Source organism: Enterococcus sp. 2STP (assembly GCF_032465635.1).
In the GTDB taxonomy this organism is placed as follows: Bacteria; Bacillota; Bacilli; order Lactobacillales; family Enterococcaceae; genus Enterococcus_B; species Enterococcus_B lactis.
This window is the reverse complement of record NZ_JAWDJH010000030.1, coordinates 16621-43356: the sequence shown is the minus strand read 5'-3', so window position 1 is coordinate 43356 and position 26736 is coordinate 16621. Positions and strand designations below refer to the sequence as shown.

General features: G+C 39.0%; 19 protein-coding genes. 9 read left to right on the top strand and 10 right to left on the bottom strand.

Annotation, left to right across the window (positions count from 1 at the left end; translation table 11 throughout):
• Positions 1-15: 15 nt before the first annotated feature.
• From RWU19_RS12825 to RWU19_RS12810, 4 genes are all read left to right on the top strand, one after another.
• Positions 16-1476, top strand: a complete 1461-nt coding sequence (locus tag RWU19_RS12825) for an ABC transporter substrate-binding protein (RefSeq protein WP_002310831.1) — start codon at positions 16-18, stop codon at positions 1474-1476.
• A 255-nt stretch (positions 1477-1731) separates the two neighbouring features.
• Positions 1732-2346, top strand: coding sequence for a YesL family protein (locus RWU19_RS12820; protein WP_123838181.1), 615 nt, complete (start codon positions 1732-1734; stop codon positions 2344-2346).
• The gene (locus tag RWU19_RS12815; protein ID WP_002292278.1) at positions 2339-4063 is read left to right on the top strand and encodes a sensor histidine kinase; all 1725 of its coding nucleotides are present in this window, start codon (positions 2339-2341) and stop codon (positions 4061-4063) included. Before RWU19_RS12820 ends, RWU19_RS12815 begins: the two co-directional genes overlap by 8 nt.
• Before the next feature lie 2 nt (positions 4064-4065).
• Positions 4066-5511, top strand: coding sequence for a response regulator transcription factor (locus RWU19_RS12810; protein WP_316002599.1), 1446 nt, complete (start codon positions 4066-4068; stop codon positions 5509-5511).
• Positions 5512-5651: 140 nt separating this feature from the next.
• Here the strand turns inward: RWU19_RS12810 and RWU19_RS12805 are convergent, their stop codons facing one another.
• The gene (locus tag RWU19_RS12805; protein ID WP_123838179.1) at positions 5652-7805 is read right to left on the bottom strand and encodes a GH92 family glycosyl hydrolase; all 2154 of its coding nucleotides are present in this window, start codon (positions 7803-7805) and stop codon (positions 5652-5654) included.
• Position 7806: 1 nt separating this feature from the next.
• Positions 7807-8853, bottom strand: coding sequence for a GntR family transcriptional regulator (locus tag RWU19_RS12800; RefSeq protein WP_002290950.1), 1047 nt, complete (start codon positions 8851-8853; stop codon positions 7807-7809).
• Between the two features lie 149 nt (positions 8854-9002).
• Between RWU19_RS12800 and RWU19_RS12795 the strand changes: the two genes are divergently transcribed.
• From RWU19_RS12795 to RWU19_RS12785, 3 genes are read left to right on the top strand one after another with little or no spacing between them, the layout of a single operon-like run.
• Positions 9003-10292 (top strand): glycoside hydrolase family 125 protein, encoded by a 1290-nt coding sequence (locus RWU19_RS12795; protein ID WP_316002598.1) that lies wholly within the window; start codon positions 9003-9005, stop codon positions 10290-10292.
• Between the two features lie 12 nt (positions 10293-10304).
• Positions 10305-12992 carry an alpha-mannosidase gene (locus RWU19_RS12790; RefSeq protein WP_123838178.1) on the top strand — a complete coding sequence of 896 codons (2688 nt, stop codon included), beginning with the start codon at positions 10305-10307 and terminating at the stop codon, positions 12990-12992.
• Positions 12993-13850, top strand: coding sequence for an ROK family protein (locus RWU19_RS12785; protein ID WP_123838177.1), 858 nt, complete (start codon positions 12993-12995; stop codon positions 13848-13850).
• Positions 13851-13916: 66 nt separating this feature from the next.
• Here the strand turns inward: RWU19_RS12785 and RWU19_RS12780 are convergent, their stop codons facing one another.
• Positions 13917-14774, bottom strand: a complete 858-nt coding sequence (locus RWU19_RS12780) for an RluA family pseudouridine synthase (RefSeq protein WP_123838176.1) — start codon at positions 14772-14774, stop codon at positions 13917-13919.
• A 210-nt stretch (positions 14775-14984) separates the two neighbouring features.
• Here RWU19_RS12780 and RWU19_RS12775 point away from each other — a divergent pair, with 210 nt between their 5' ends.
• Both RWU19_RS12775 and RWU19_RS12770 read left to right on the top strand, forming a co-directional pair.
• Positions 14985-17156, top strand: a complete 2172-nt coding sequence (locus RWU19_RS12775) for a PBP1A family penicillin-binding protein (protein ID WP_024635784.1) — start codon at positions 14985-14987, stop codon at positions 17154-17156.
• A 67-nt stretch (positions 17157-17223) separates the two neighbouring features.
• On the top strand, positions 17224-17565 hold the full coding sequence (locus RWU19_RS12770) for a YlbF family regulator (protein ID WP_002285994.1): 342 nt from the start codon (positions 17224-17226) through the stop codon (positions 17563-17565).
• Positions 17566-17840: 275 nt separating this feature from the next.
• Here RWU19_RS12770 and RWU19_RS12765 read toward each other — a convergent pair whose 3' ends face one another.
• The 7 genes from RWU19_RS12765 to RWU19_RS12735 form a co-directional block, all read right to left on the bottom strand.
• Positions 17841-19595 carry an ABC transporter ATP-binding protein gene (locus RWU19_RS12765; protein WP_123838175.1) on the bottom strand — a complete coding sequence of 585 codons (1755 nt, stop codon included), beginning with the start codon at positions 19593-19595 and terminating at the stop codon, positions 17841-17843.
• A 10-nt stretch (positions 19596-19605) separates the two neighbouring features.
• Positions 19606-20442 (bottom strand): sugar phosphate isomerase/epimerase family protein, encoded by an 837-nt coding sequence (locus RWU19_RS12760; protein ID WP_123838174.1) that lies wholly within the window; start codon positions 20440-20442, stop codon positions 19606-19608.
• Between the two features lies 1 nt (position 20443).
• Entirely contained in the window at positions 20444-21127 is a 684-nt protein-coding gene (locus tag RWU19_RS12755) for a rhamnogalacturonan acetylesterase (RefSeq protein WP_002329932.1), read from the bottom strand.
• A gap of 158 nt (positions 21128-21285) precedes the next feature.
• Positions 21286-22680 carry a glucuronate isomerase gene (uxaC, locus tag RWU19_RS12750; RefSeq protein ID WP_123838173.1) on the bottom strand — a complete coding sequence of 465 codons (1395 nt, stop codon included), beginning with the start codon at positions 22678-22680 and terminating at the stop codon, positions 21286-21288.
• Between the two features lie 38 nt (positions 22681-22718).
• Positions 22719-24218 carry a UxaA family hydrolase gene (locus tag RWU19_RS12745; RefSeq protein WP_123838172.1) on the bottom strand — a complete coding sequence of 500 codons (1500 nt, stop codon included), beginning with the start codon at positions 24216-24218 and terminating at the stop codon, positions 22719-22721.
• A complete protein-coding gene (locus RWU19_RS12740) occupies positions 24211-25632 on the bottom strand; it encodes a tagaturonate reductase (protein ID WP_123838171.1) in 1422 nt (473 codons plus the stop codon). The genes RWU19_RS12745 and RWU19_RS12740 overlap by 8 nt, the downstream gene beginning before the upstream one ends.
• Positions 25633-25691: 59 nt before the next feature.
• Positions 25692-26684 carry a LacI family DNA-binding transcriptional regulator gene (locus tag RWU19_RS12735; RefSeq protein ID WP_002329936.1) on the bottom strand — a complete coding sequence of 331 codons (993 nt, stop codon included), beginning with the start codon at positions 26682-26684 and terminating at the stop codon, positions 25692-25694.
• Between the last annotated feature and the right edge of the window lie 52 nt (positions 26685-26736).

Below are 26736 nucleotides of genomic sequence, written 5' to 3'. Positions count from 1 at the left end.
CTAGGAGGAAGAAAAATGAAGTTATGGAAGAAACTAGCCTTTACAGGTGTTTCAGCATTATTGGTAGGTACATTAGCGGCATGCGGAGGTTCTGGTTCTAAAGAGCAAGCAGAAGCTAGTGATTCGGACACTTTGCAGATGTATCAAATCGGTGATAAACCGGATAATTTCGATCAATTGATGGAAGTGGCAAACAAACGAATCGAAAAAGAGATTGGTGCAAAAGTCAATATCAATTACATTGGTTGGGGCGATTACGAAAAGAAAATGAACGTCATCATTTCTTCCGGAGAAAATTACGATATCGCCTTTGCGAACAACTATGTTTCCAATGCTCAAAAAGGAGCCTTTGCTGATTTGACTGAATTAGCGCCTAAGTATGCTGAAAAAGCGTATAATGATTTAGATGAAGCTTATATCAAAGGAAATTTGGTGAATGGGAAATTATATGCCTTTCCAGTAAATGGAAATGTCTTTGCTCAACAAGTACTTACTTTTAACAAAGCTTTACTAGATAAATATGATCTTTCAATTGATGGAATCCAATCTTACGCTGATGCAGAAAAAGTTTTGAAGGAATTCCATGAAAAAGAACCAAACACGGCCGCTTTTGCCATTGGACAAGGATTCAAAGTCCAAGGAAACTTTGACTATCCTTTAGGGAACACTTTACCATTTGCTATTGATCTGGATGGAGATGATTCAAAAATCATCAACCAATACGACAATGAAACGTATATCGGACTGTTGCGTACGATGCATAGCTGGTACAAACAAGGACTCATTCCAAGTGACGCTGCAACGAGCAATAAGGACTATCCACTAGAAGGAAATACTTGGCTGATGCGTGGAGAAACACAAGGCCCCTATGATTATGGCGATACGATTTTGACAAATGCAGCAAAACAAGAACTAGTTTCAAAAGCAATTACTGTTCCATTGAAATCTACAGCTCAAGCACAAATGGCAAATTTTGTCGTATCCAATACTTCAAAAAATAAAGAAAAATCAGTAGAACTTCTAGGCCTACTTAACAGTGATCCAGAATTATTGAATGGACTTGTTTGGGGAATCGAAGGAGAAGCATGGGAAAAAGTCGATGGTTCAGAGGATAAAATCAAATTGCTAGATGGTTATCAGCCAAACACACATATGTCTGCTTGGAATACAGGAAACAATAAGATTCTATATACACAAGAGTCCATTACGGATGACATGATTGCCAAACGCGACCAATCGATTGCTGAAGCAGAAACTTCACCGATTTTAGGATTCAGCTTCAACACGGACAATGTAAAAACAGAATTAAGTAATATTTCAAATGTCATGAACCAGTATTTGGATGGATTGAATACAGGAACTGTTGATCCAGATGAAACATTGCCGAAATTAAAAGAAGCTTTAGATAAAGCTGGTTATGACAAGGTATTGAAAGAAATGCAAAAACAATATGACGAGTTTCGACAAGAACAATAATGAATAAAGACAAAGAGGTTGTGACAAAAACGTGTCGCAACCTCTTGTTCCGAATGAATGGTGTTCAAAACCTTGTATCTGCGGCAATCAGCCCAACCGAACGAAAAACGTAGAGAGCTATTTTTGTTCGGCTGTTCTTATTACTTGATGCAGGGCAGCTCTTTTACAACCTTTAATACTCAGGCCATGGTGCTGATTGCCCAACCTTTTTTTGTATAATGAGAAAGTATAAACTTAATGTTTGGAGGAGAAGATATGTTAGGGAAGGTTTTGGAAGAGTTGTTTATCCGGATCTGGGTCGTTATAAAACTAACCTTATATTTCTGGATATACACGTTTGTCGGCGGAATCATCTTTGGATTAGGTACGGCATGGAAAACAGTCAATGAGTTATTTTATTTATATGGATTCGAGTATAAAGAAATCACGTTAAAAAGAGGCTGGAATATATATAAAAGAAATTTTTTAAGAGGAAATCTGCTATTTAGTTTATTTTTATCTAGTACTGCTTTATTGAGCTACAATCTATATCTATCTGTTCAAATCAAAGGGCTCATTTTTTTAGCTATTGATTTTATTTTGCTTTTTGCCTTATTTTGCCTATTTGCTACTTATCAATACAGTATGATTTTAGACAGTGAATATACGATCTCTGTTCCTAATCTGCTAAAGCTGAGTTTTATTTCGGTTTTTTCCAGCTTTTCGTCTTTTCTAAAAATAATTATTGGTAGCAGTGTAATTATAGCTGTGACTTGGCAATTCAAAGGATTGATTTTATTTGGTGTCATTGGTCTTTTAACGGTTTGGAATGATACGATGACGAAACAGTGGCGTGAAGAGTTAGATAAACAGTTGGAAAGTTATGAATAAGATCCGTATTCTATTTTCAAAAGGAACCTTACTGAATCGGCTATTACGGAAATATGCGGTTATCATGATTGGTGTAACGATGACTGCTACTGTTATTTTTAGTGTCCATACGTGGGATCAAAACCAAAAGCAGGCAGAAAACATGACAAGTGATGCCGTTCAAAGTACAAGCAGAATGCTGAATGACAAAACAACTTTGAGTAGGATCATTAAAAACCAGCTTGTAGGTGATTCCGAAAAAATCGAAAATGTCACTACCTACTTAACAAAACCCATAGATCAGTATTTGATGTATGTATATGAGCAGCAAAACAGTACCGACGAATTAGTTTCTTTCCCAAATCAAATCAAAGATCTTTATATAAATTATGAAGAACTAAGTGCGATATATATCGTGTTGAATCAGCTACCGGAGTACTATGAATCCTCTAGAGAAAACAAAGGCGGAGAAGTAAAAGCAGGAACGCCGAAATTACTAGATGCCTTTTATATCAAGTTGCCTATCACCCAAGGAGGAGCTGAGTCAGGCAGTATTTTTATCGGTTTCCAAAAGAAAGAGCTAGATACGATTTTAGAGAATCTAACGTCATTCAATGGACTCTCTTTATACATGATTTCTGGCACGACAAATCGCTTGTATACGTTCCATGATAATAAAATAGCTAAAGAAACATTTGGAAGACAAGAAACGATTATCTCAGAGAGTCTTCAGAAAAATTCACAATTGCCAATTGCTAATCTGAGAAAAAATAATTTTGTTCAGCATCAAGAACTGTCGGATGATTACCGAATATTAGCTGTATTAGATAAAAAAAGCGTAAAAACCGAAACGGGGAAAAACCTTGCCCCTCTGATTGTCGGTATCATTGTTTTAGACAGTATATTGCTTATCTTTCTTTATAAAACATTCAAACGATATTCACAGCAAATATCCGTCGTCATGCAGGCAATGGAGCAAACAGCAGCAGGGAATTTAGAAACACGGATTGATACAACAAAAACGGAATATGAACTAAAGGAACTTTCGATCGGTATCAACGAAATGTTGGATAGCATCAATCAATTTGTCGAAGACATCTACAAACTAGAAATCAAACAGCAAGATGCACATATGCGGGCGCTTCAAGCACAGATCAATCCGCATTTTTTATACAATACATTAGAATATATCCGAATGTATGCAATCAGCGAAGGAAGCGAAGAATTAGCAGATGTTGTATATGCTTTTTCTGCCTTGCTCCGAAACAACACAAATCAAGAGAAGACGATCACTTTGAAAGAAGAATTGGACTTTTGCGAAAAATATGTCTATTTATATCAAATGCGTTATCCTAATCGAGTGGCCTATCATTTTATGATCGATCCTGATTTGGAAAAGATTGAAGTACCTAAATTTGTGATTCAACCATTAGTTGAAAATTATTTTAAACATGGTATTGATTTTACTCGATTTGATAATGCCCTAAGTGTCAAAGTCTTACAGGAAGACAAGCGGGTAAGGATCATCGTCAAAGATAATGGAAGAGGGATGACTGAAAAACGGCTAAAACAGGTGGAAGAAAAACTGTCTCATCCCAAAGTGGAACTTCACGAATCAATCGGTCTGCAAAACGTGAATGAACGTTTACGTGCCAACTTCGGCAGCAGTTATTACATGTCGCTTGAGAATAATGAGACAGGTGGACTGACTGTTTCTATTACATTCAAGGAGGGGTGAATATGTACCAGGTGTTATTGGTAGATGATGAATATATGATTTTGAATGGGTTAAAAAAGATAATTGATTGGAAAAGTTTAGGGTTCCAAATAGTAGCAACAGCGGAGAATGCCAAAGAAGGACTATCTGTCCTTGAACAACAACGGATTGATCTAGTGGTAACGGACGTGACGATGCCAGAAATAAACGGACTGGAATTTATTGAAGCAGCTCAAAAAGAACATCATAATTTTGAATTTATGATTTTGTCCGGGTACCAAGAATTTGATTATTTGAAAGGAGGCATGCAATTAGGTGCGGTGAATTATTTGATGAAACCCGTGAATAAGTTCGAATTGATTGAAAGCCTCAAGAAAATCAAAACACGGTTAGACCAGCAAAATGAACAAAAAAATCAGCAAGAAATCTATCAGGAACTATTATTCAGTCAATGGTTGAATGAAGAGTTAGATGAAGCAAGTGAAGAAGAAATAATAGGACAAATCAGTGAGAAACAGCATAGAATAGTATTGATCCAATTATCAAGAATTCATGATCCTCTTATCAATACATGGTTGAAAGAACACCAGCAAATCTTTTATTATCAAAGAAATTATGGAGACCGTATATTGATTACGCTGTTGTTGGAGGCAGATGAAGTTGATGGATTCTGCTGTTTTGTCCAAGAAAACATCCCTGATCAGGAATGGCTGATCAGTATCGGGGAAGAGACAGATTCATTGGACAAGATCCCTGAAACATTCCAACAAGCGAAAGACAATCTACAATTACATCAATTTTATGGAGATAAAGACGAGCATGTTTTTTACGCAATACAAGCAACAATAAAAGAGCAAACTATCGATTTTTCAAGTTTCAGACGTGTGTTGCAAAATAAACGATTAGATGTTGCCCAAAAAATGATCACTGATTTTTTCGAGCAATTTCAGTTAGCAGCCATGATGCCGGAAGACATCCGGTACTCCAGCTTTTTACTGTTTATGGAGATTCAACGGGAATTGATTGATCTAGAAGATGAGGAATATTTACAAGGAATCGAAAAAATTCATCAGGCAAAAACGGTGCAAGAACTCCACCAGCTACTTCTGTCGTTCGTCCAAAAGCACCAGAGACAGAAAAAATACAGTGGCAATGTAGAAAAAGTAATCGAAATCCTGCATCAGCATTATCAAGAACCACTTACACTCAAAGAAGTGTCAGAAAGTTTGCATTTAAATGTCATGTATTTAGGGCAGTTGTTCAAAAAAGAAACGAAAAAAAGTTTTTCAGCTTATTTGAACCATTTACGTATGGAAAAAGCAAAGCAGCTGCTTTTGCACAGTAATCAAAACGTCAATGAAATAGCTAGTGAGATTGGCTACAACAATACCACGTATTTCTCTAAATTATTCAAGAAGATTGTCGGCAGATCCCCTAAGGAGTATCGGGAAAAAAGAGGAGAATCCTAAAAAAAGAAGCGTATGGAATGAATCAATGTTCAAAAGTTTGCATCTGCGGTAATAAGCCCAACCAAACGAAAATAGGAGGAGCTATTTTTGTTTGGCTGTTCTTATTACTTGATGCAGGACAGCTTTTTCACAACCTTTTGTTAGTTATCGTTTGATAAGGAAAAAGGTAGATCTTTTGGTCGATACTTCTTAGGATGAGGGACGATACCTAATTGGTAAGAGATCTTGCCGCCTTTCAGCAAATCTTGATGGGTAAAATATAATTTCGTATATTCTTTGTCCATCCGTTTGATTTTATGGATAAATTGCTGTTGCGGCCGATTAGGAGTGGTTTCAATCGTCAATTCCTTTCCATTTGACAAAAGCACAACAGCCTTGTCCATTAAAGGCATACCGATAACATATTCACCGGTCCCTGGTGTGACAGGATAGAATCCCAGACTATTGAAGATATACCAAGCAGCCATACTTCCGTTGTCCTCATCTCCAGGGTAACCCGTTGAAGAATCGTCGAAAGTTTGAGTCATCAATTGTTTAAGCAAGGGTTGTGCCATTTCGGGTTGTCCAATATAGCTGAACAAGTATGGGTAATGAAAACTTGGTTGATTGGAGATAGCTAACTGCCCAAATTCTATCGCAGCCATCTCGCTCATTTCATGAATCTCAAAACCATATCCTCCTGTTTCAAATGTCGGAGATTGATTGCACAAATCAATGAGTCTTTCTTTGAATCTCTCACTGCCGCCATATTTTTCGATCAACCCTGCAAAATCATGATAAACAGCAAAGCTGCTTTGCCAAGCACTGCCTTCTGCATAATCTTGTCCCCAACGATGAGCAGAAAATGGTTCTCTGAATTTGCCATTTTTATCTTTGGAACGCATCCATCCTGTCTCATAGTCAAAAATATGTTGATAGTTCAATGATCGTTGCTGATATTTTTTCACCGTTTCGTCCTCTGCTAGTACTTTGGCAACTCGACTAATACAAAAGTCGCTATAAGCATAATCTAGCGTATGATTGACCGATTCATGGTAGTGATTAGGAACATAGCCGTATGTCAAGTAATCCTCTGTCCCTTGTCGTCCATAATTTGAATGATTACTTTGAACTGTAGCGCCTTTCTTCATTGCTGTTAGAAATTCCTGCATCAAGTCTGGCCGAATATCTTTCACAGCAGCATCTGCAACGACCGCATCGATCAATGTCCCAGGCATTAGTCCACGTTCGTCAGGAGACAGCCATTTTGGCAAATAACCAGTTTCTCTATAGCTGTTCAAGAAACCTTCCAGCATTTCTTCGTACTTTTCTACAGCAATCAAAGAATAAAGAGGATAAACCGTTTTATACGTATCCCAGAACCCATTATTTGTATAGAGAACGCCAGGTTTCACAGATCGGCTAGTCGTATCATAGTGGATTTTTTGTCCACTAGGATCCATTTCATAAAATGTTTGCGGAAATAAAAACACCCGATAGAAGTTATGATAAAACGTCCGCAATTGTTGTTGATCATGGTGTGTGAGCTGTATACGATCAAAATAGGATTGCCATTGTTTCTGGCTGTTAGCAAGGTAAGTCTCTTTGCTTTGGTTTTGTTCTAGTTCCAAGTTATAAGCTGCTTGTTCCGGGCTGATAAAAGATGTCCCGAATCGGATGGTTTGTTTTTTTGTCTGTTCAAAATACAACGGGATCGAATCGCTATTTTTGTTGGAAACAGCTAGCTCATCAATTGTTAAAGGATATTCAAATCTCAATATGAAATAAAAAGAAAAATCAGGATCTTCTGAACCAGCAAAATGTGTGATTTTTCCTTCCACTGTGTAAGGATCTATAACAAAGAGCTGATGACGTCCCGGAAAGGATAAAAGTAAACCGCTATCATTTCTGCTGTAATCAATAGATAAGATTCCGCCATACATACTGGGTATCAATGTAGAACGGATGCCATAACGCAATTGACGGATCGACAGATGAGTCGGACAAAATATACTTTCTTCTGGGCGGTAAGAACTTTGCGCATGAAAAAGGGTATTTTCCTGTAATTTACCATTGATTGGCGTGAGCAGCATATGACTGAAATCGCCCATCCAAGGACTTGGCTGGTGGGTAAGTCGATAACCTTGAAAAACACGATCCTCAGGATGAAACCACCAGCTGCCGTTTTGATCGGTCGTTTGCGGTGCAAAATAATTCATCCCAAAAGGAACGCCAGTGTAAGGCTGGCAGTTCCCGTTAGAGAAATTTGGCTGATTAGCTGTGCCATGTCTAGTATCTATTTGACCGATATTCATTTTATTTCTCCTTTGTTGATTGTCTTTTGATAAATGAAACTGGAAATTTGCTGTCGGAAGGACGTTCGTTTGTCTCTAACCAAGTGATCAAAGCCTCTCCAGCAAGCTTGCCTAACTGTTCAAAATCTTGTGCAATGGTTGTCAGCGGTGGATCAACAAGAGCAGCTGCTTGGATATCATCAAATCCGATGATTGAAAAATCTTCAGGAACATGATAATCATGCTGTCTCAAGAAATTCATCGTCTGGATAGCGACAACATCGTTTTCGCAAACAAAAGCGGTCACTTCATACTTAGTGATATAAGAAAGCAATTCATCGAATGTCGCGCTTTTGTCATCCAGCGAAGTGTGGAAAGCCAAACCAGCTTTGTCCAATGCTTCAAGGTAACCAAGGTAACGCTGACGTACGGATTGTGGATGAGTCTGTGCACCAAATAAATAAGCGATTTTTGAATGTCCCTGTTCGATCAAATGAGAAGTAGCGAGCACACCACCTTGGAAGTTGTCGGAAAGCACGGTAGGAAAAGGCAATTCATAGATTTTTTTATCCAATATGATGACAGGGAATTCTTTTAATGACAGCTCAAAAAGCAAGTCAAGATGCTGTTCTGTATCAAAGGCATAATAAATTAATCCATCAAATTCATGGATGAGTTCTTTTGCCGTTTTATTTTGTAAAAAATCATGTGTCGTCATCATGACATCCATCTGTTTATCCTGCATCACAGGATTCAATCCCTTGGTAAAATCACCAACAGATAAATCAGCGACATATGGAAGAAGAAACAGAATCCGCCGTGTTTTTGTAGGAGAAGGAAGCATCTGCTCCGGAGCAGATGATTTAACAAAACTGCCTTTCCCACGTACGCGATAAATCAGCCCTAATTGTTCTAATTCAGTCAATGCACGTTTGGAAGTGATTCTGCTTACTTTATAAGTATGGGAAAGTTCCTTTTCAGTTGGTAGTTGGCTATCCACAGGTAATTCACCAGTTAAAATAGCCGTTTGCAAATCATTAAATATTGTCTGGTACAATGGTTGATTCATATAAACACCTCTTGATGATATATCATATTCAAATAATACCATAATAGATGAAAAAGTAAATAAAAAGTTATTTTTTTGAAAGCGTAGACATAAAATGCTGCAAGAGGTATAATCTTTAAAGATATATCAAATGAAAAGAGGGAATTTGTATGGTTTATAAAGATATACCAAAGTCAGTGCAAAAATTTATGGATGATATCACACAAAAATGCGGGAAAACCCATGCGGACTGGGCAACGAATTTTACAGCAGCATTTGTCAACACATTATTGACAACAGTCAAAAAGCAAAATGACGGTACTACTTTTTTATTGACAGGAGACATTCCTGCAATGTGGTTGCGAGATTCTACTGCACAAGTTCGTCCTTATTTAGTGATTGCAAAAGAAGATGAGGAACTAGCTGACATGATTAGTGGATTGGTCAAAAAGCAATTTTTTTATATCAACATCGATCCATATGCGAATGCCTTCAATGAAGAAGCGAACGGTGCAGGACACCAAACAGATCACACAAAAATGAACGATTGGATCTGGGAAAGAAAATATGAAATTGATTCTTTATGCTACCCGATACAGTTGGCCTATCTTCTTTACAAAAATACAGGAAAAACGGACCAATTCAACCCAACTTTTATTGAAGGGATCAAAAAAATCTTAGGCGTGTTCGAAACAGAGCAGGATCATGAACACTCTCCTTATACATTTGTACGAGATACGACAAGAAAAGAAGATACGCTGATCAACGACGGACGAGGAGCCAAAACAACTTTTACAGGTATGACATGGTCTGGGTTCCGTCCTAGCGATGATGCTTGCCGTTACGGATATCTGGTACCATCCAATATGTTTGCGGTAGTCGTGTTAGGTTATGTGGAAGAAATTTTCCAAACGATACTCGATGATAAAGAAATTGTACAGAAAGCACAAATATTGAAGAAAGAGATCCAAGAAGGTATCCAAAATCACGGACGGACGGTTAATCAAAAAGGGCAAACGATTTATGCATACGAAGTAGATGGAATGGGGAACGCGACGGTCATGGATGACAGCAATGTGCCCAATTTGATCGCGGCACCTTATTTAGGATACTGTTCGGAACAAGAGGAAAATTATCTTCAAACAAGAAGAACATTGTTGAGTAAAGAGAATCCATATTTTTATGAAGGAAAGTACGCAAAAGGAATTGGTTCTTCCCATACGCCAAAAGAGTATATTTGGCCGATTGCGTTAGCTATGGAAGGAATGACAACACCAGATAAATCTGAAAAAGAACGGCTATTGAATTTGCTTGTAGCAACTGATGCAGGAACACATCTTATGCACGAAGGATTTGATGTGAACAATCCTGAAAATTATACGAGAGAATGGTTTTCTTGGGCAAATATGATGTTTTGCGAATTAGTTATGGATTACTTTGATATTCGAGTAGAAAAATAGGAGGTACTGTAAATGAAAAAGAAAGTATATATCATTTCTCATAGCCACTGGGATCGTGAATGGTACATGGCTTACGAACAGCATCACATGCGGTTGATTGAATTGATAGACGATTTATTAGAGCTATTTGAAGTTGATCCGTCCTTCAACAGTTTTCATTTGGATGGGCAAACGATTATTTTAGATGACTATCTTCAAGTAAGACCAGAAAAAAGACAGGCACTCCAACGAGCTATTGATGAAGGAAAATTGAGAATCGGACCATTTTATATCTTGCAAGATGATTTTCTGATCAGTTCGGAATCAAACGTGAGAAATATGCTGATTGGCATGGAAGAAAGCCGTAAATGGGGAACCCCCGTCATGTTAGGGTATTTTCCCGATACATTTGGAAATATGGGACAGACGCCTCAATTAATGAAACAAGCTGGTATTTCAGCAGTGGCGTTTGGCCGTGGGGTAAAACCAATTGGCTTTGACAATCAAGTTCTGGAAGCAGAAAACTATTCTTCTCAATACTCAGAGATGTGGTGGAAAGGACCTGATCAAACAGAAATTTTTGGTCTGTTATTTGCCAATTGGTATAGCAATGGGAACGAGATTCCCGTAGAAAAAGAAGCTGCTCGTGTCTTTTGGAAGCAGAAATTAGCAGATGCAGAACAATATGCATCTACTGATCATCTATTAATGATGAATGGTGTTGATCATCAACCAGTACAAAAAGATATATCAAAAGCAATTCATCTCGCAAATGAGCTGTTTCCAGATTACGAGTTCCTCCATTCTAATTTTACTGACTATCTGGAAGCAGTTCGACAAGAGTTGCCAGAAGACTTAGGTTCAGTAGAAGGAGAATTGACAAGTCAAGAAACGGATGGCTGGTATACTTTAGCCAATACAGCATCTGCTCGCGTTTACTTGAAACAATGGAATACCAAGGTCCAACGGCAGCTAGAAAACATCACGGAACCACTTGCGACGATGGCTTACGAAGTTACAGGGATTTATCCCCACGATCAATTAGATTATGCTTGGAAGACATTAATGCAAAATCATCCTCATGACAGTATTTGCGGTTGTTCAGTTGATTCTGTCCATCGGGAAATGATACCTCGTTTTGAAAAAGCAGATGAAGTCGGAAAGTATCTTGCACAAGATTCTTTAGAACAACTGGCCACAGCGATCGATACAACTGGATTTCCAAAAGACAGCTTTCCATTTGTCGTTGTAAATACTGCAGGAATGGATAAAACTGGCGAAGCAGAAATAACCATCGAATTAGCAAGAAAAAAATTCGCTGAAGGAATACCTGAACAACTGTATCAAGAGTTAGAACAGTTGCCTAGACAGAAGTATCACGTAGAAACAAAAAGCGGGGCCACTATACCAGCTATTTTATCTGAAGAAACTGTCCAGTTTGGTTATGATTTGCCGAAAGATCGTTTCCGTGTGCCATATATGGCAAGAACGATCAAGGTAACTTTACCAATAAAAAACATGCCAGCATTTTCCTGGGAAACATTCGCGCTTGTAGAAGGGGAAGCGAAAGCAGAAGAAAAGGAAACAATGATCCGTCAGAGTGGACGAATCGTCGAAAACGCCCACCTGCGTTTGACGATTGAAAAAAACGGTACCATTACAATGGAAGATCGCAAAAACAAACGAAAATGGAATAACCTGCATATTTTTGAAGATATCGGTGATATAGGAAACGAGTATATCTTTAAGCAACCTGTCTATGATCAACCAATCCTATCCAGTAATCAAGAGGGCTCTGAAGTAAAAGTATTAGTAGATACACCAGAAATAGCCAAAATAAGTATTCTACAGGAAATGGAGATCCCAGTTTCTGCAGACGAGCGTTTAGAGAAAGAACAACGGATGGTTGTAGAATTTCGTTATCGAAAAGCAGAACGATCTAAAGAAAAACGGATCCTTCAAATAGAAACGATCATGACTGTCAGAAAAGATAGTAAAAAAATCGACTTTGAAACGACTCTTGACAATCAAATGAAAGATCATCGATTGCGTGTCTTGTTTCCTACAAAGTTACATGTGGAACATCACGAAGCAGATAGTATTTTTGAAGTAGTAAAGCGCCCAAACCATGTGCCTAGGAGCTGGGAAAATCCCACGAATCCGCAACATCAGCAAGCATTTGTCAATATTCATGATGAACAGTACGGTGTAACAGTTGGTAACTTTGGTTTGAATGAATACGAAGTAACAGCAGATGGACAAATCGCGGTGACGCTACTTCGCTGTGTGGGAGAACTAGGAGATTGGGGGTATTTTCCAACACCAGAAGCACAGTGTTTAGGTAAGCATCAGTTCGATTACAGCGTTGAACTACATGGACCAGAAGAAACATTCTCTACTTATATGCATGCATACGCGGCACAGATTCCTTTTTCCACTCAACAAATCAAACATCATGAAGGAACATTGGTATCAAAACAACAATATTTAACGATAAAAAGTGAAACGTTTGCAATTACAGCTTTGAAACGGAGTAAGTTTAGTGATAAAGTAGTAGTGAGAGGTTTCAATATGTCTAGTCATTTAGAAAAATTAGAAATAACTAAAGACAATCGAAAAACGGTCATATTGAATCTGCTTGAAGAACCAACGCAGCAATCGGTTGTCCCGATAATCCAACCTTATGAAATTCGGACAATCGGATTCGAGGAGGAAAACTAAATGTATGGCGGAATAGAAGCAGGCGGAACAAAATTTGTGTGTGCGGTTTCAGAAGATGGAGAGATTTTGGAAAAAATAAGTATCCCTACCACAACACCAGAAGAAACATTGGATCAAGTATTTGAATTTTTTGATCGTTATGAACTGAAGGGAATCGGGATTGGCTCATTCGGCCCGATTGGTATCGACCAAACAAAAGATAATTACGGATACGTTTTGGCAACTCCCAAAAAAGGGTGGGCACAATTTGATTTTCTCGGCACAATCAGGAAACGCTACAATGTTCCTGTTGCTTGGACGACAGATGTCAATGCGGCTGCATACGGGGAGCTGAAGCAAGGGGCAGCACAAGGAAAAAATAGTTGTATTTACCTTACCGTGGGAACAGGAATCGGTGCAGGCGTCGTGATCAATGAGGAAATTTTTTCAGGAATCGCACATCCTGAAATGGGACATATTTGGGTAAAACGCCATCCAGATGATCAATATGAAGGCACTTGTCCTTATCATAAAGACTGTTTAGAAGGATTAGCAGCAGGTCCGTCTATTGAAGCACGTATAGGAATCAAAGGGCAAGATCTGCCACAAGATCATCCGATTTGGGATATTCAAGCTTTCTATATTGCTCAAGCACTGATCAACTATACGTTGACGTTAGCACCTGAAAAGATTATTTTAGGCGGCGGGGTAATGAATCAGGATCATCTCCTTCAAAAAATTCGTCAGCAATTTGTTGAATTGATGGGTGGCTACATGGAAACACCTCAAGTAAGTGAATATATCGTTCGTTGGGGACTGCCGAATGAAAGTGGGATTATCGGTAGTTTGCTGTTAGCAGAACACGAACATCAAAAGTAAGCAGACAAGTTACACAAAAAGAACGTAGTCTTATCAGCAGATAATGATAGGACTACGTTCTTCTTTCTATTTCCACAATCCGGGTAAAACTTTACCAACTATTTTTTCTTGAGTAAATGGATGAATCATGTGCAGTTCTAATGCATGGAGCATCAGTCGTTCAGCTGGTCTATTTTGGTAAAGAGGGTCTCCGACGATTGGATGCCCTATATGAGCTAAGTGAACTCTGATCTGGTGCGTACGACCGGTTTCCAAAACACAATACACTTGTGTTTTTCCAGAAAGTACTTTGTCGACAGTGACATGTGTCAAGGCGTTCTGACCATTTTTATCATCCACGACCCGTTTTCTCCGATCATGGCGATCGCGTCCGATTTTATTGGTAATGGTCCTATCTTTGGCGATTTCCCCCCATACGATGGCTTGATATCTCCGATAGATCATTTTTTGTTCCAACATTCTTCCAAGTATCGGCAAGACAAATGGGTTTTTTGCAAATAAAACAGCGCCGCTTGTTTCTTTGTCCAAACGGTGGACAACGTAAGGTCGTTGTTTTTTCGTATCGAGATAAGCAGCTAAGTGATTGAGCAAGGTACTGTTTTCTGTTGGTTCGTTTGGATGAGTCTTCATTCCTGCAGGCTTATCCACTATAATCAAATGTTCATCTTCATATAAAACACGGATGTGCTTCGCATCTCCTAATTGGACTTCTTGATAATTATAATCTGTTTCTTCGAATAACAATGTGATCTGGTCATTGCCTTTTACTTCATGATGGAACAAAGCAGGTTGTTGATTGATCCAAACGTTTTTACGTATACGCAAAAAGTGCCGAACCTTTCTAGGAACTAACCATTCCTTTTCAAGCAAGTCGCGAATCGTTGTTTCAGGATGGTTCATAGGTAAAGTGATCGTGATTTTCACAAGTGTACTCCTTTCGGTAAAATTGCAGATTAATTGTACCATTTTTAAAACATATTTAAGAAAAAACTTACATTTTTCTGTTCATTCTTATGTTACTCTACTTGCACTAACGAAAAAAAACAAATCGAACTACAACTTAAGCAGGAAGAAAACACTCTTTCATTATGGTAAAATAAGACGATTGAATTGAATAGACAGGAGAAGAAGCGAATGGATTTTCAAAGCATTTTAGGAAAGATAAAAGCTGCTTTGATCAGTTTTTGGCGATGGATCAGACCATATCTCGGACAATTCCATCGATGGCGAAAGCGCATTTGGAAAAAATATCATGTGAACAAATTGATTTTGCTGATTGGTTTGATCTGTGTCTTAGTGACAAGTATCTACCTTTTTATTTTAGCCAAACAAGCAAATGTCGAAACGTTAAAATCTGGATTAAGCCAATCGACAGTCATTTATGACAAGAAAAATGAAGAAGCTGGCACACTGTACGCCCAAAAAGGGACATACGTAGAATTAAACGCGATTTCTCCCTATATCCAAGATGCGGTGATCTCGACAGAAGATAGGAATTTTTACGAACATCACGGATTTGATATCAAAGGAATCGCCCGTGCGGCTGTTCGGATGGTTTTGTCTGGCGGAACATCAGGGGGCGGAGGAAGTACGATCACTCAGCAGCTTGCCAAAAATGCTTATCTGACATTAGATCAAACATTTGATCGAAAAGCGAAGGAATTATTTTTGGCAATCGAGATCGAAAAGAAGTACAGCAAAGAAGAAATCTTGACCATGTATCTTAACAATGCCTATTTTGGCAACGGGGTATGGGGTGTCCAAGACGCTTCCAGAAAGTATTTTGGAGTAGATGCAACGAATGTTACGCTATCTGAGGCTGCTACTTTGGCAGGAATGCTGAAAGGTCCTGGTATTTATAATCCGATTGATCACCCAGAAAATGCGAATGATCGGAAAAACACAGTACTAAGCGTAATGGAAGAAAACGGAAAAATCACAAAAGAACAAGAACAAGCAGAAAGCCAGACAGACATCAGTGCTTATCTTCATGACACATACGACAATTCAGATTCTGGTTATCGTTATCCTTATTATTTTGATGCAGTGATCGATGAAGCAGTTAACGAGTATGGTCTTGATGAAGAAGATGTCATGAATAAAGGCTATAAAATCTATACAGCTTTAGATCAGGATTACCAAAAGCAATTAGAAGCTACTTATCAAAATAATGCATTATTCCCAGCAAATGCTTCAGATGGTGCCATGGTCCAATCTGCTTCAGTAGCTTTAGATCCGAATACAGGCGGTGTACAAGCATTAGTAGGACGAAGAGGAGATCATGTCTTTAGAGGATTCAGCTTTGCTACACAGATGCGCCGTTCTCCAGGATCAACGATCAAACCATTAAGCGTGTATACACCAGCGTTGGAAGCTGGTTACAAGCCTTCTAGTGTCTTGAAAGATGAACCGCAAAGTTATTACGATGCGCATAATTTTGACGGGACATACCAAGGAGAAGTACCGATGTATCAGGCTGTTGCACAAAGTTTGAACTTGCCTGCTGTATGGCTTTTGCATGAGATCGGTTTACAAAAAGGATATGATAAAGCAGAAGAATTCGGCCTGCCTTTAGCAAAATCTGATAAGTATTATGGCTTAGCTCTTGGCGGATTAGAAAAAGGAGTATCTCCAATGATCATGGCGGGTGCTTACAGTGCATTTGCCAATGAAGGTCAGATGTATACGCCGCATCTCATCACGAAAATCGTTGATTCAACTGGAGCGGTGATCATCGATAATACAAACAAAAAGCCAAAACAGGTTATATCAAAGGAAACAGCTGATGAAATGACCAGCATGCTTCTTGGTACATTCTCAAATGGGACAGCAGCTGCTGCGAACCCTGCAGGTTATACGATAGCAGGTAAAACAGGAACCACAGAAACTAATTTCGATGCCACGAAAGCAAATGACCAATGGATGATCGGGTATACGCCAGATGTAGTGATTTCGACATGGATGGGGTATGAAGAATCCAGCAAGCTGCATTATTTGGAAGGGACAAGTGGAAATGTTGTCGGGAAAGTCTTCAAATCAGCGGCAGAAGGTATCCTTCCTTATACTTCCAAAACAGGATTTAGTGTAGCTGATGCCTATGCCACAGGAGGGCAAGTGGTAGCAGCAGATCAAGTTGGAAACACAGGTAATTCTAATGGAGAGTCTGGAAATTGGCAAGATAACTTGAATCAATACGGTGAACAAGCAAAAGAAGGATTGAAGAATTTCGGCGATATGGTGAAAGAAGGCGTTCAGGGAATTGGCGAAGCGGCTAAAGACCTCTGGCGGAAATATCAAGGAGAGTAGACCCTTTGAAAACGAATAACCCCATGTTACAATAGAGAGTAACTACTAAAAGAAAAGAGGGCATAACATGTCAAACATCTACGATAGCGCGAATCAGATCGAACGTGAGATCCGTGAATTACCAGAATTCAAAGCGTTGAAAGAAGCGTACGAGAAAGTACAAGCAAACGAAGAAGCACACAAGCTGTTCAAAGACTTCCAAGCGATGCAAATCGAATTACAAGAAAAACAAATGAGTGGACAAGAATTCAGCGACGAAGATGCAATGAAAGCACAAGAAATGGCTGTGAAAATTCAATCAGAAGAAGTAATCAATGATTTAATGCAAAAAGAACAAGGTTTCAGTACGATCATCAATGACTTGAACCGGATCATCATGACGCCAGTTCGCGACCTTTACAGCGAATAGAACTATTTTATGAAACAACAGAGGTTGTGAAAGAGACGTTCAGCCTTGAGCGATGACAAAGTTGCTTCTTATTGCCGATAGACTGTCTCTTGAACACCGTTTACCAAAACGACGTGAGCCTACCGTTTAACTCTGAGTGACAAGGAACAATTTCAAAAAACAGCTTCTCATGTTTGATGACTATTGTGATTTGTGACCGAGGAGTTGGCAGGAGAACACCGTTTATTCAGAAATAGGAGAGACGACAAAACTCTTGTCGTCTCTCCTTTTTTTTGTCATTCATTTTTCAAACGGTAAAAATAGCCCTCTTGAGCTAACAGCTCTTCGTAAGTACCCATCTCAACGATTTTTCCTTCATCGATCACAACGATTTTATCTGCCTCTTTGATCGTTGAAAGCCGATGAGCCACAATAAAAGTAGTGGGTGTTTCTGTCAGATAATTCAGGGCCTGCTGGATTTTTTTCTCTGACTGGTTATCTAAAGCTGAAGTTGCTTCATCTAGCAAAATGATTTTCGGCTGACGTATCAATGCTCGTGCAATGGAGATACGTTGTTTTTGGCCACCAGACAGCTTGTTGCCATGTTCGCCTACTAAGGTATCCAGTCCATCAGGAAGCTGATCAATCAGTGAAGAAAGTTGCGCAGCTTCGATGACTTCATCTAAACGTTCTTTTGATACGTTTTTCAAGCCATAAGTGATGTTCTCTTTGATCGAAGCGGAGAACAACAAAGTGGTTTGAGGAACAACGGCTAAATAATTACGCACACTTCGCATATCCAATTCATCCAAAGGCTGATTATCTAGGAAAATCCTCCCTGAAGACGGCTGGATAAATCCAATCAATAAGTTAAGGAGTGTAGATTTTCCAGAACCAGATGGCCCAACAAAAGCAATTGTTTCTCCAGCTTTCACCGCTAGAGAAAAATGATCGATAATCGGCTTGAGTGAGTCCGGGTAATGAAAAGAAACATCCTCAAAACGAAAATTTCCATCCAAATGTTGGATTTTTTTCTTACCGTGATAAGTTTCTACATCGCCAGCAATCAACAGTTCACCAATAGAAGTAATAGATTCCATGCCTTTTGAAATCGTAGGAATCAGTGTGATCATTCCAGAAACGGAATTGACGATCGTTGTGAAATATGTCTGATACATCACGACATCACCTGGTTGAATACGCCCTTGTAAAGCTAATATCCCAGTGAAAATCAAACAAATCAGTTGAAATATCTGAAAACTAGCCCAGCTGACTGACCCGAAAACAGATTGCAGGATATCTAAGTGGAATCCTTTTTCATAGATTTGGGTAAAATGCTTATTTAAGCGAGTTGTTTCGTGTTTTTCTAACCCATGAGCTCGAGCAATCGGTGCTAATTCGATCACTTCGATCACTTTTGCAGAAGTCTCTTCCATTTCTTGCCGGAAATCTGAATTGGACTGTCTGATCCTTTTCCGGAAAAAAAGAGTAACTAACGCGGCGAGAGGGACAGTCAATAAGAAAAACAAGAAAACGACAGGACTTCTATAAAGCGTGATACCTAAAGCCACGAATAAATTGACAGCAATGTTCAATCCGCTGACAAATACTTGAGAGGACAACGTTTGGATGGCTTCTACATCACGGATGATCTTTGATTGGATCCGGCCAGATTGCAATTCTTTTTGATAGGGAATAGAAAGTTCTTGGATTTTCTTGATAAGAGTCGCTCTTAGTCCAGCTTCTACTTGCCGGATCGAAGTGCTATGGTATTTTACATGAAAATAATTCGTCAATATATTTTGACCGATCAGACAAGTCATCAAAAAAGCGTTGAAATAAATCGCCTGCAATTGAGAGGAATCTTTTGATGAAGCTGCATTGATTACATTGGCAATAGCAATCGGCATTAACCAAGATGGAAGATGTTTGATAATAAAAAAGAGTCCTGACATGGCAAAGCGCCAATAATTCCCCTGATAAAGATGCAGCAATGTCTGAAAAGCATTTGCATGATATTTTTGATAACTTTTCTGTATTCGTTCCTCCATAATCTTCTCCTTAACAATCTTGGTAAAAAAACTGCAAGTGTTCTATTGCTTCAGGAACATAAATCTCAGGAGTAGCTTCAAGAGTGGCGTACATTAGAGGACGCTCATATTTGATATAATGTAGTACCGGGCGGAAATCTAAACAGCCTTTACCAACAGGAACTATGCGGATCTTTCCATTTTCCATGATGTAGTCTTTGAGATGAAGCGCTGTAATACAACCCTGTAAATTGTCCAAGGCACCTCGGATCACTTTTTCCTGATCAGCATGATTTTCTTTGTGGATCAAATTCGCACAGTCTAAAATGATTTTTAAATTTGGTGAAGCTACTTCATCGACTAAACGTTTGGCTAACTGATAGTTATAGATCGGATGATTGATCCCTGCTTCAACAGCAACAGTTACGCCAAAATTTTCTGCATGAGCGACTAATTCAATGACAGAATTTCTAGCAATCTGATAAGCTTCTTCAGTAAAATTTTCTTTTGTGAAACCGACAGAGACACTACCGGTTTCCGTAGCAATCATCTTGGCTTGATAGGCAGAGCACAGAGCAATTTGCTGTTTGAAAGTTGCTAATGCTTGTGCACGAACTTCTTGATTTTTGCTGGATAGGTTGATATAGCAACCTAAAATGGAAAGTTCGATATTGTTTTTTTGGAAGTATTCACCAAAATAGGCAGCACTCCCAAGTGTCATGGCATTTAATTTAAGTTGTTCAGGAAATGCTTTTTGTGGTGCAAATTGGATATGGGACAAGTGAAGCTGTGATACTTTTTGAACGATTTCTTCACGATTTCGAACCTCTAGATCATGGGCACGGATGCCTAAATTTAATGGAAACATCTCAAACTCCTTTTTGTAAATAATCAGCAAGAGGCAGACGGGATTCTTTTATCAATTCAGCAATTATTCGGGCAACTTTATCAGCGCCTTCTGGACTAAAGTGGGTATTATCCTTTAGTCCTTCTGGGTAATTTTCACAACTATTAGGCATAAGATGCAGATAGAATTTTTTTGTCTCTTCTTTTGAAAAGGTCTGGAAATATTCTTGTGATCGTGAGAAAACATCTAAAAGTGGAATATGGTGTTTCTCAGCAAATGCACGCATCGCTTTTGGATAGTCTCCAAGTATATCTGGATTCAATGTTCCATTTTCTAAGTAATCTCGTCGCGTCACAGATGTCAGCAAGACCATGTGGACGTTCGCTTTTTTTGCGCATTCAAAAAATATCTGCAGATTTTTTAAATAGCTACCGAAGGGGAGCGTACCTCTTTCTTCTTGGATTTTCTGGTCGTTATGTCCAAATTGTACAAATAAGAAATCATTTGGCTGAAACTGTGAAGCTAAACGGGCTAATCTTCCTTCCTGGATAAATGATTTGGTACTGCGTCCATTCTTTGCTTGGTTATTGATCTGGATCTCAGGTGAAAAATAAGCAGAGATTTTTTCTCCCCAACCTGTCTCGGGACGCTTGTTTTCATCTTTTTCTGCCGCAGTAGAATCACCGGCAATATGGATAGTAGGCATGTTATCTCTTCTTTCATAAGGGTTTATAGGCAATGAAGCAGAACAGCAAGAGAAGAAGACGGAGCAAATTTGGTCCGTCTTCTTCTCTAAAACGTGGATAAACGGATTCCGTTATTTCGCTATCCTGTTTTTGATTCGTTACTGTTACTATTAATCAATTAGGCAAAAAAGCCAAAGTAATTTTTAGCATTTGTATAACTAATCGCTTGAACGAGACTTCCTAAAAGTTGTTCATCCTCAGGTGCTTCCCCTCGCATGACCATTTCGCCTAAAAATTCACAAAGAACACGACGGAAATATTCATGTCTAGTGTAGGAAAGGAAACTTCTTGAATCTGTCAGCATGCCGACAAAATTCCCCAAAGCACTACCATCAGCAAACTGTGTCAATTGATCGCGCATACCAGCTCGAGTATCGTTGTACCACCATCCAGAACCTAACTGCAGTTTTCCATTCAGTTCTTTTTGGAAACAGCCCATCAAAGCTAAAATCGCAGGGTAGTCATTTGGATTCAGTGAATAGAGGATCGTCTTTGGCAACTGATCCGTTTCTTCTGCACGATTCAATAATTTTTGCAGAGGAATAGTCAAAGAAAGATCATTCATTCCATCATAACCGGTATCGGGTCCTAATTTTTCCAACATTTGTGTATTACAATTACGATAAGCATGAATATGCAGCTGCATCGTCCAATTATGAGAATGATAGAAGTGGGTCAAACGTATCAGTGTTTCTGTACGATAAGCATCGATTTCATCTGAAGATAATAGTTTGTTAGCTCGTGCTTTTTGAAAAATCTCTTCTAATACTGTTTCATCCGCTTCTTTATAGCGTAAGGTGTCTAAAGCGTGGTCGGAAACACGACATCCATGTTGATGGAAGTATTCTATCCGCTGCCCTAAAACTTCGATCAGTTCTTGATAGGTGGTAATCGTTTGGTCAGCTGCTTCTTCCAGTAGTGTGATCCATGCATTAAATCCTTCTTTTTCAATATTGAGTGCTTTATCTGGACGGAATGAAGGGAGAACTTTCAAATCTGGTTCTTCATGAGCAAGCAATTGATGATAGTGTAAGTCATCTGCTGGATCATCTGTCGTACAAATCACTTCTACATTCGATTTTTTCGCGATTTCCCGCCGACGGAAATCAGGAGTTGCCAAAATTTCATTTGCTTGTGTCCAAATTTTCTCTGCGTTTTCTTCATTTATCAACAAGTCAATATCGAAGAAACGCTTCAATTCAAGATGTGACCAACTGTAAAGCGGATTTCCGATAATTTTTGGTACGGTTTGACACCAAGCTAAAAATTTTTCAAAATCAGAAGCATTTCCTGTGATTTTTTCTTCAGGCACGCCGCAAGCTCGCATCAAGCGCCATTTGTAATGATCGCCTCCTAACCAAGCTTCTGTCAGATTGCTGAAATTGTTGTTTTCGTAAATTTCTTTTGGATCTAAGTGACAGTGATAATCAATAATGGGCATATTTTTTGCGTAGGAATGATAAAGCTTTTTCGCCCAATCGTCTTTTAATAAAAAATCATCAGATAAAAACATAAATCTTCCTTCTTTCTTTTTATACTATTTTATGAAAATCAAAGTGTTACTCCGTTTTTAAAAATGGCAATTTCTCGAACGTCATTTTGTTCATTTTTCGTTTCTTCTCCACTAGCCACAGCGATGATTTTTTGAACAAATGATTCTAAGATCACTTCCATTGGTTGTTCTAATAAGACGCCTGCATTAAAGTCCATCCAATGACCTTTGCGTTCAAAAAGAGTCGTGTTCGTAGATACCTTGACCGTAGGGACATATGAGCCAAATGGAGTCCCTCTTCCTGTGGTAAACAAGACCAACTGGCAATCGGATGAAGCAAGAGCAGAGGCAGCTACAAGATCATTCCCGGGAGCTTGTAATAAACTAAGTCCTGGTTTTCTGATTTTTTCGCCATATTGCAGTACATCAACGACAGGAGAGCTTCCTGATTTTTGCGTGCAGCCTAAAGACTTATCTTCTAATGTAGTGATCCCACCTGCTTTATTACCAGGAGATGGGTTTTCGTAAACTGGTTCCCCGTAAGACAAGAAATACTGTTTGAAGTCATTGATCAAGTCAACGATTGAATCAAAAACTTTTTCATTTTCCGCTCGTGCCATCAATACTTGTTCTGCACCAAACATTTCTGGCACTTCTGTTAAGATCGTGCTACCTCCTTGAGCAATCAAGTAATCAGAAAATGCACCAAGCAAAGGGTTGGCAGTTATTCCCGATAGACCATCAGAACCGCCGCATTTCAAACCGACATTTAACTTAGAGAGCGGGACTGGTATGCGCTGGTCGTTTTCGACCGCGGTTAAAAGTTCTTCTAATAGAGCTACGCCTTGTTCGATCTCATCATAGACATCTTGAGCCACTAGAAATTTCACTCGTTCTTCATCATATTCACCTAAAATTTTTTTGAATTCAGGAACGGTATTGTTCTCGCAACCTAATCCAAACACTAAAACTCCGCCAGCATTTGGATGGTTTACCGCGTCTGCTAAGATTTCTCGAGTATTTTGATGATCTTTTCCAAGCTGTGAACAGCCGTAGGGATGCTTTAAAATCGTAATATGATCAAACTGTCCCAGATCCGGATGTTTTTCTTTGAACTGTTTGACGATCAGTTCAGCAATACCATTCACACACCCAACGGTAGGGACTAAGAACAAGTCATTACGAATCCCTACTTTTCCATTTTTTCGTAAGTAGCCTTGAAATGTTCGGTTTTCAAAAGGATAATGACTTGGATGGACATCTTTTTCATATCGATAATCCAATTCACCAGAAAGGTTGGTTTTTACATTATGAGTGTGCAGCCATTGACCGGCAGTTACGTCTGTCGTCACGTGCCCGATTGGATAGCCATATTTGATCACGTTGTCTCCAGCTTTCAAATCACTCAATGCAATCTTGTGACCTTGCGGGATATCTTCAAGAGTGGTGATCGTTTGCTGATCAATCGTCAGTTGTGTTTGCTTTGGGATAGGTGTTAATGCGACAACAACACTGTCTCGTTGATTTAATTTCATTGTTGGTTGCAGGGTTTCAAGCATGGACCATCGTTCCTTTCATTTCTTGTAATACTGCTCGGACACCTTTTTGATCGATTTTTGTAGCCATTTCTTGAACAGTATCTGCCACATTCGGTAATTGAGACAAATCTTCTCCCCAAAGCGCAGCGTTTTGCAATAATCGAAGAATAGCTGTTTCATTATCAGACCAAGCATCAACAAATTCGCTTATCGTCTTTTCATCATCATGGGGCTTTACTTGATCGCCTCGATACATAAGAAGTAACGCAGCTAGTGAAACAGAGATTAGCGGTGGTACTTGATTTTTTTCTTCGATATACTTCTTGAAGACCGGAAGCAGACGGGTGCTGAATTTTGAAACACTATTTAATGAAATCGCTTCTAATTTGTGATGGGCAAAAGGATTCAAGAAACGTTCTTTGATTTGATCAGCATAAATGGCTAATTCATCTTTAGGTAAAGAAAGCATAGGAATCAATTCTAGATCGAATAGCTGATCAACATAAGCGGAGAATAAAGGATCTTTCATTACTTCTTCTACAGTTTCCAATTCCGCCAACAAAGCAAGAGGGACCATCGCTGTGTGCGGTCCATTAAGCAAATGCACCTTACGTTCACGATAAGGAGTCATATCATCTGTGATGATGACATTCAAGCCAGCCTGTTTGAATGGTAGTTGATTCTCCAACTCTTTAGGCCCTTCAATCACCCAAAGCATGAATGGTTCCGCTTTGACCATCAATTGATCTTCATAGTTATGTCGTTGATTGAAAACAGCTGCATCCTCACGAGGATAACCTGGAACGATGCGGTCAACTAAACTACAACAGAAAACATTTTCTTTTTCTAACCACTCAATAAAAGCAGGTTCTAAATCCCATTTTTCTGCGTAGCGTAAAATGATTTCTTTTAGACGTTCACCGTTTCTGTCAATCAATTCACAAGGAATAATCGTAAAACCGGCTTTGTTTAATTCGAAACGTCGGTATAAAAAGGCTGTCAGTTTGCCCGGGAAGCTCTGTGGTGGCGTATCTGTTCGTTCATCAGTCTCCACAAATTGGATTCCTGCCTCTGTTGTATTGGAGACGATATAGGCCAAGTCGTCATTTTCTGCTAGAGAAAGATAAGCATCCCATTCATGATAAGGATTGATCATTTGTTCTACTATGGTGATAATCTCGGAAGTATCAACGATTTCGCCATTGCTGAGTCCTTGTAAAATGACCGTATATAAATTGTCTTGCTGGTTCATCGTATTCCCAAGACCTTGTTCTAAAGGCTGAATGATGGCGACATTTCCTTTAAACAATTGTTGGTTATTCAGTTGCTGAATCTGCCAATCAACAAATCCGCGCATAAAATTGCCTTCGCCGAATTGAAGAACTTTTACGGGAGCCTCGTTTTTTTTCACTAATTCTTTTGTCAGTTTATTCATAGATTATTCCTTTCTGTGTTATGCACACGTTAACATTTTTATATAAAATTACTTGCAGTTTACAAGTAATTGATCGACTCACGAAGCATCAGTAAGGTGGAGAGCTCCATTTTAGATTGTTCGATCGGCCTGTCTTCAATCAAATCCAATAAAAGCTTTGTTCCTACTTGACACATTTCTTTCAACGGTTTGTGTACTGTAGTAAGCGGTGGATTAAGATAGGAGACGACTGGAGAATCATCGAACCCAATCAGAGAAATGTTCTGGGGAACACGAAGACCAGCTGAATGTACAGCTCTCAATGCACCAATCGCTATATCGTCGTTGCCACAAAAAACCAGAGTAGGCAGGTCAGAAAGCGATAATAGGTATTCCATGTTTTTGAGGCCGCTTTCTAAGCTGTAGTCTCCTGTTAAAAAATAGGCTGGATTGGCAGGGATGCTTGCTTTTTTTAGACTGTCCAATACACCTTTTTCCCGTTCTTTTGTCGAACGAAAGTTTTTTTTCCCACCAATATAAGCGATCTTCGTATGTCCGCACCCAATACCGTAATCTACTGCCTGCATAACACCGGCCGCATCATCGGCAGTAACATTGATAACCGCTGGATCATTGATGTGACGATTGACAACGACGAAGGGAAACGCTTTTTCTTTTAGATAATCGATAAAAGGCTGATCTTCATCACTTTGACTCATAACGATTAGACCATCATAACGTTGCAAATTGATTTCTGTTAAATCAACAGCATCGATACTTTCGACAGATAAGCTGTAGTTTGTGTCCAATACTGAATGGATACCTGCAATGGAATCTGCTAGGAAATTTGATGAAGTTCCTTTATGCAAACTTGAGAAAAACAGTCCAATCAGATATTTTTTTTGATTTACTAAACCTTTTGCACTATAGTTCGGCGAATAATTCATTTCCTTAGCTAGTTGCCGTATTTTTTGTTTTGTTTCATTTTTGATTAAACTGCTGTTATTCAAAGCACGAGAAACTGTCGTATGAGAAACACCAGCTGCTTTAGCGATATCTTTGATCGTTACCATTCCATCATTTTCCTTACTTTTTCACTTTTTGTTAACGCATTCATCATATTAC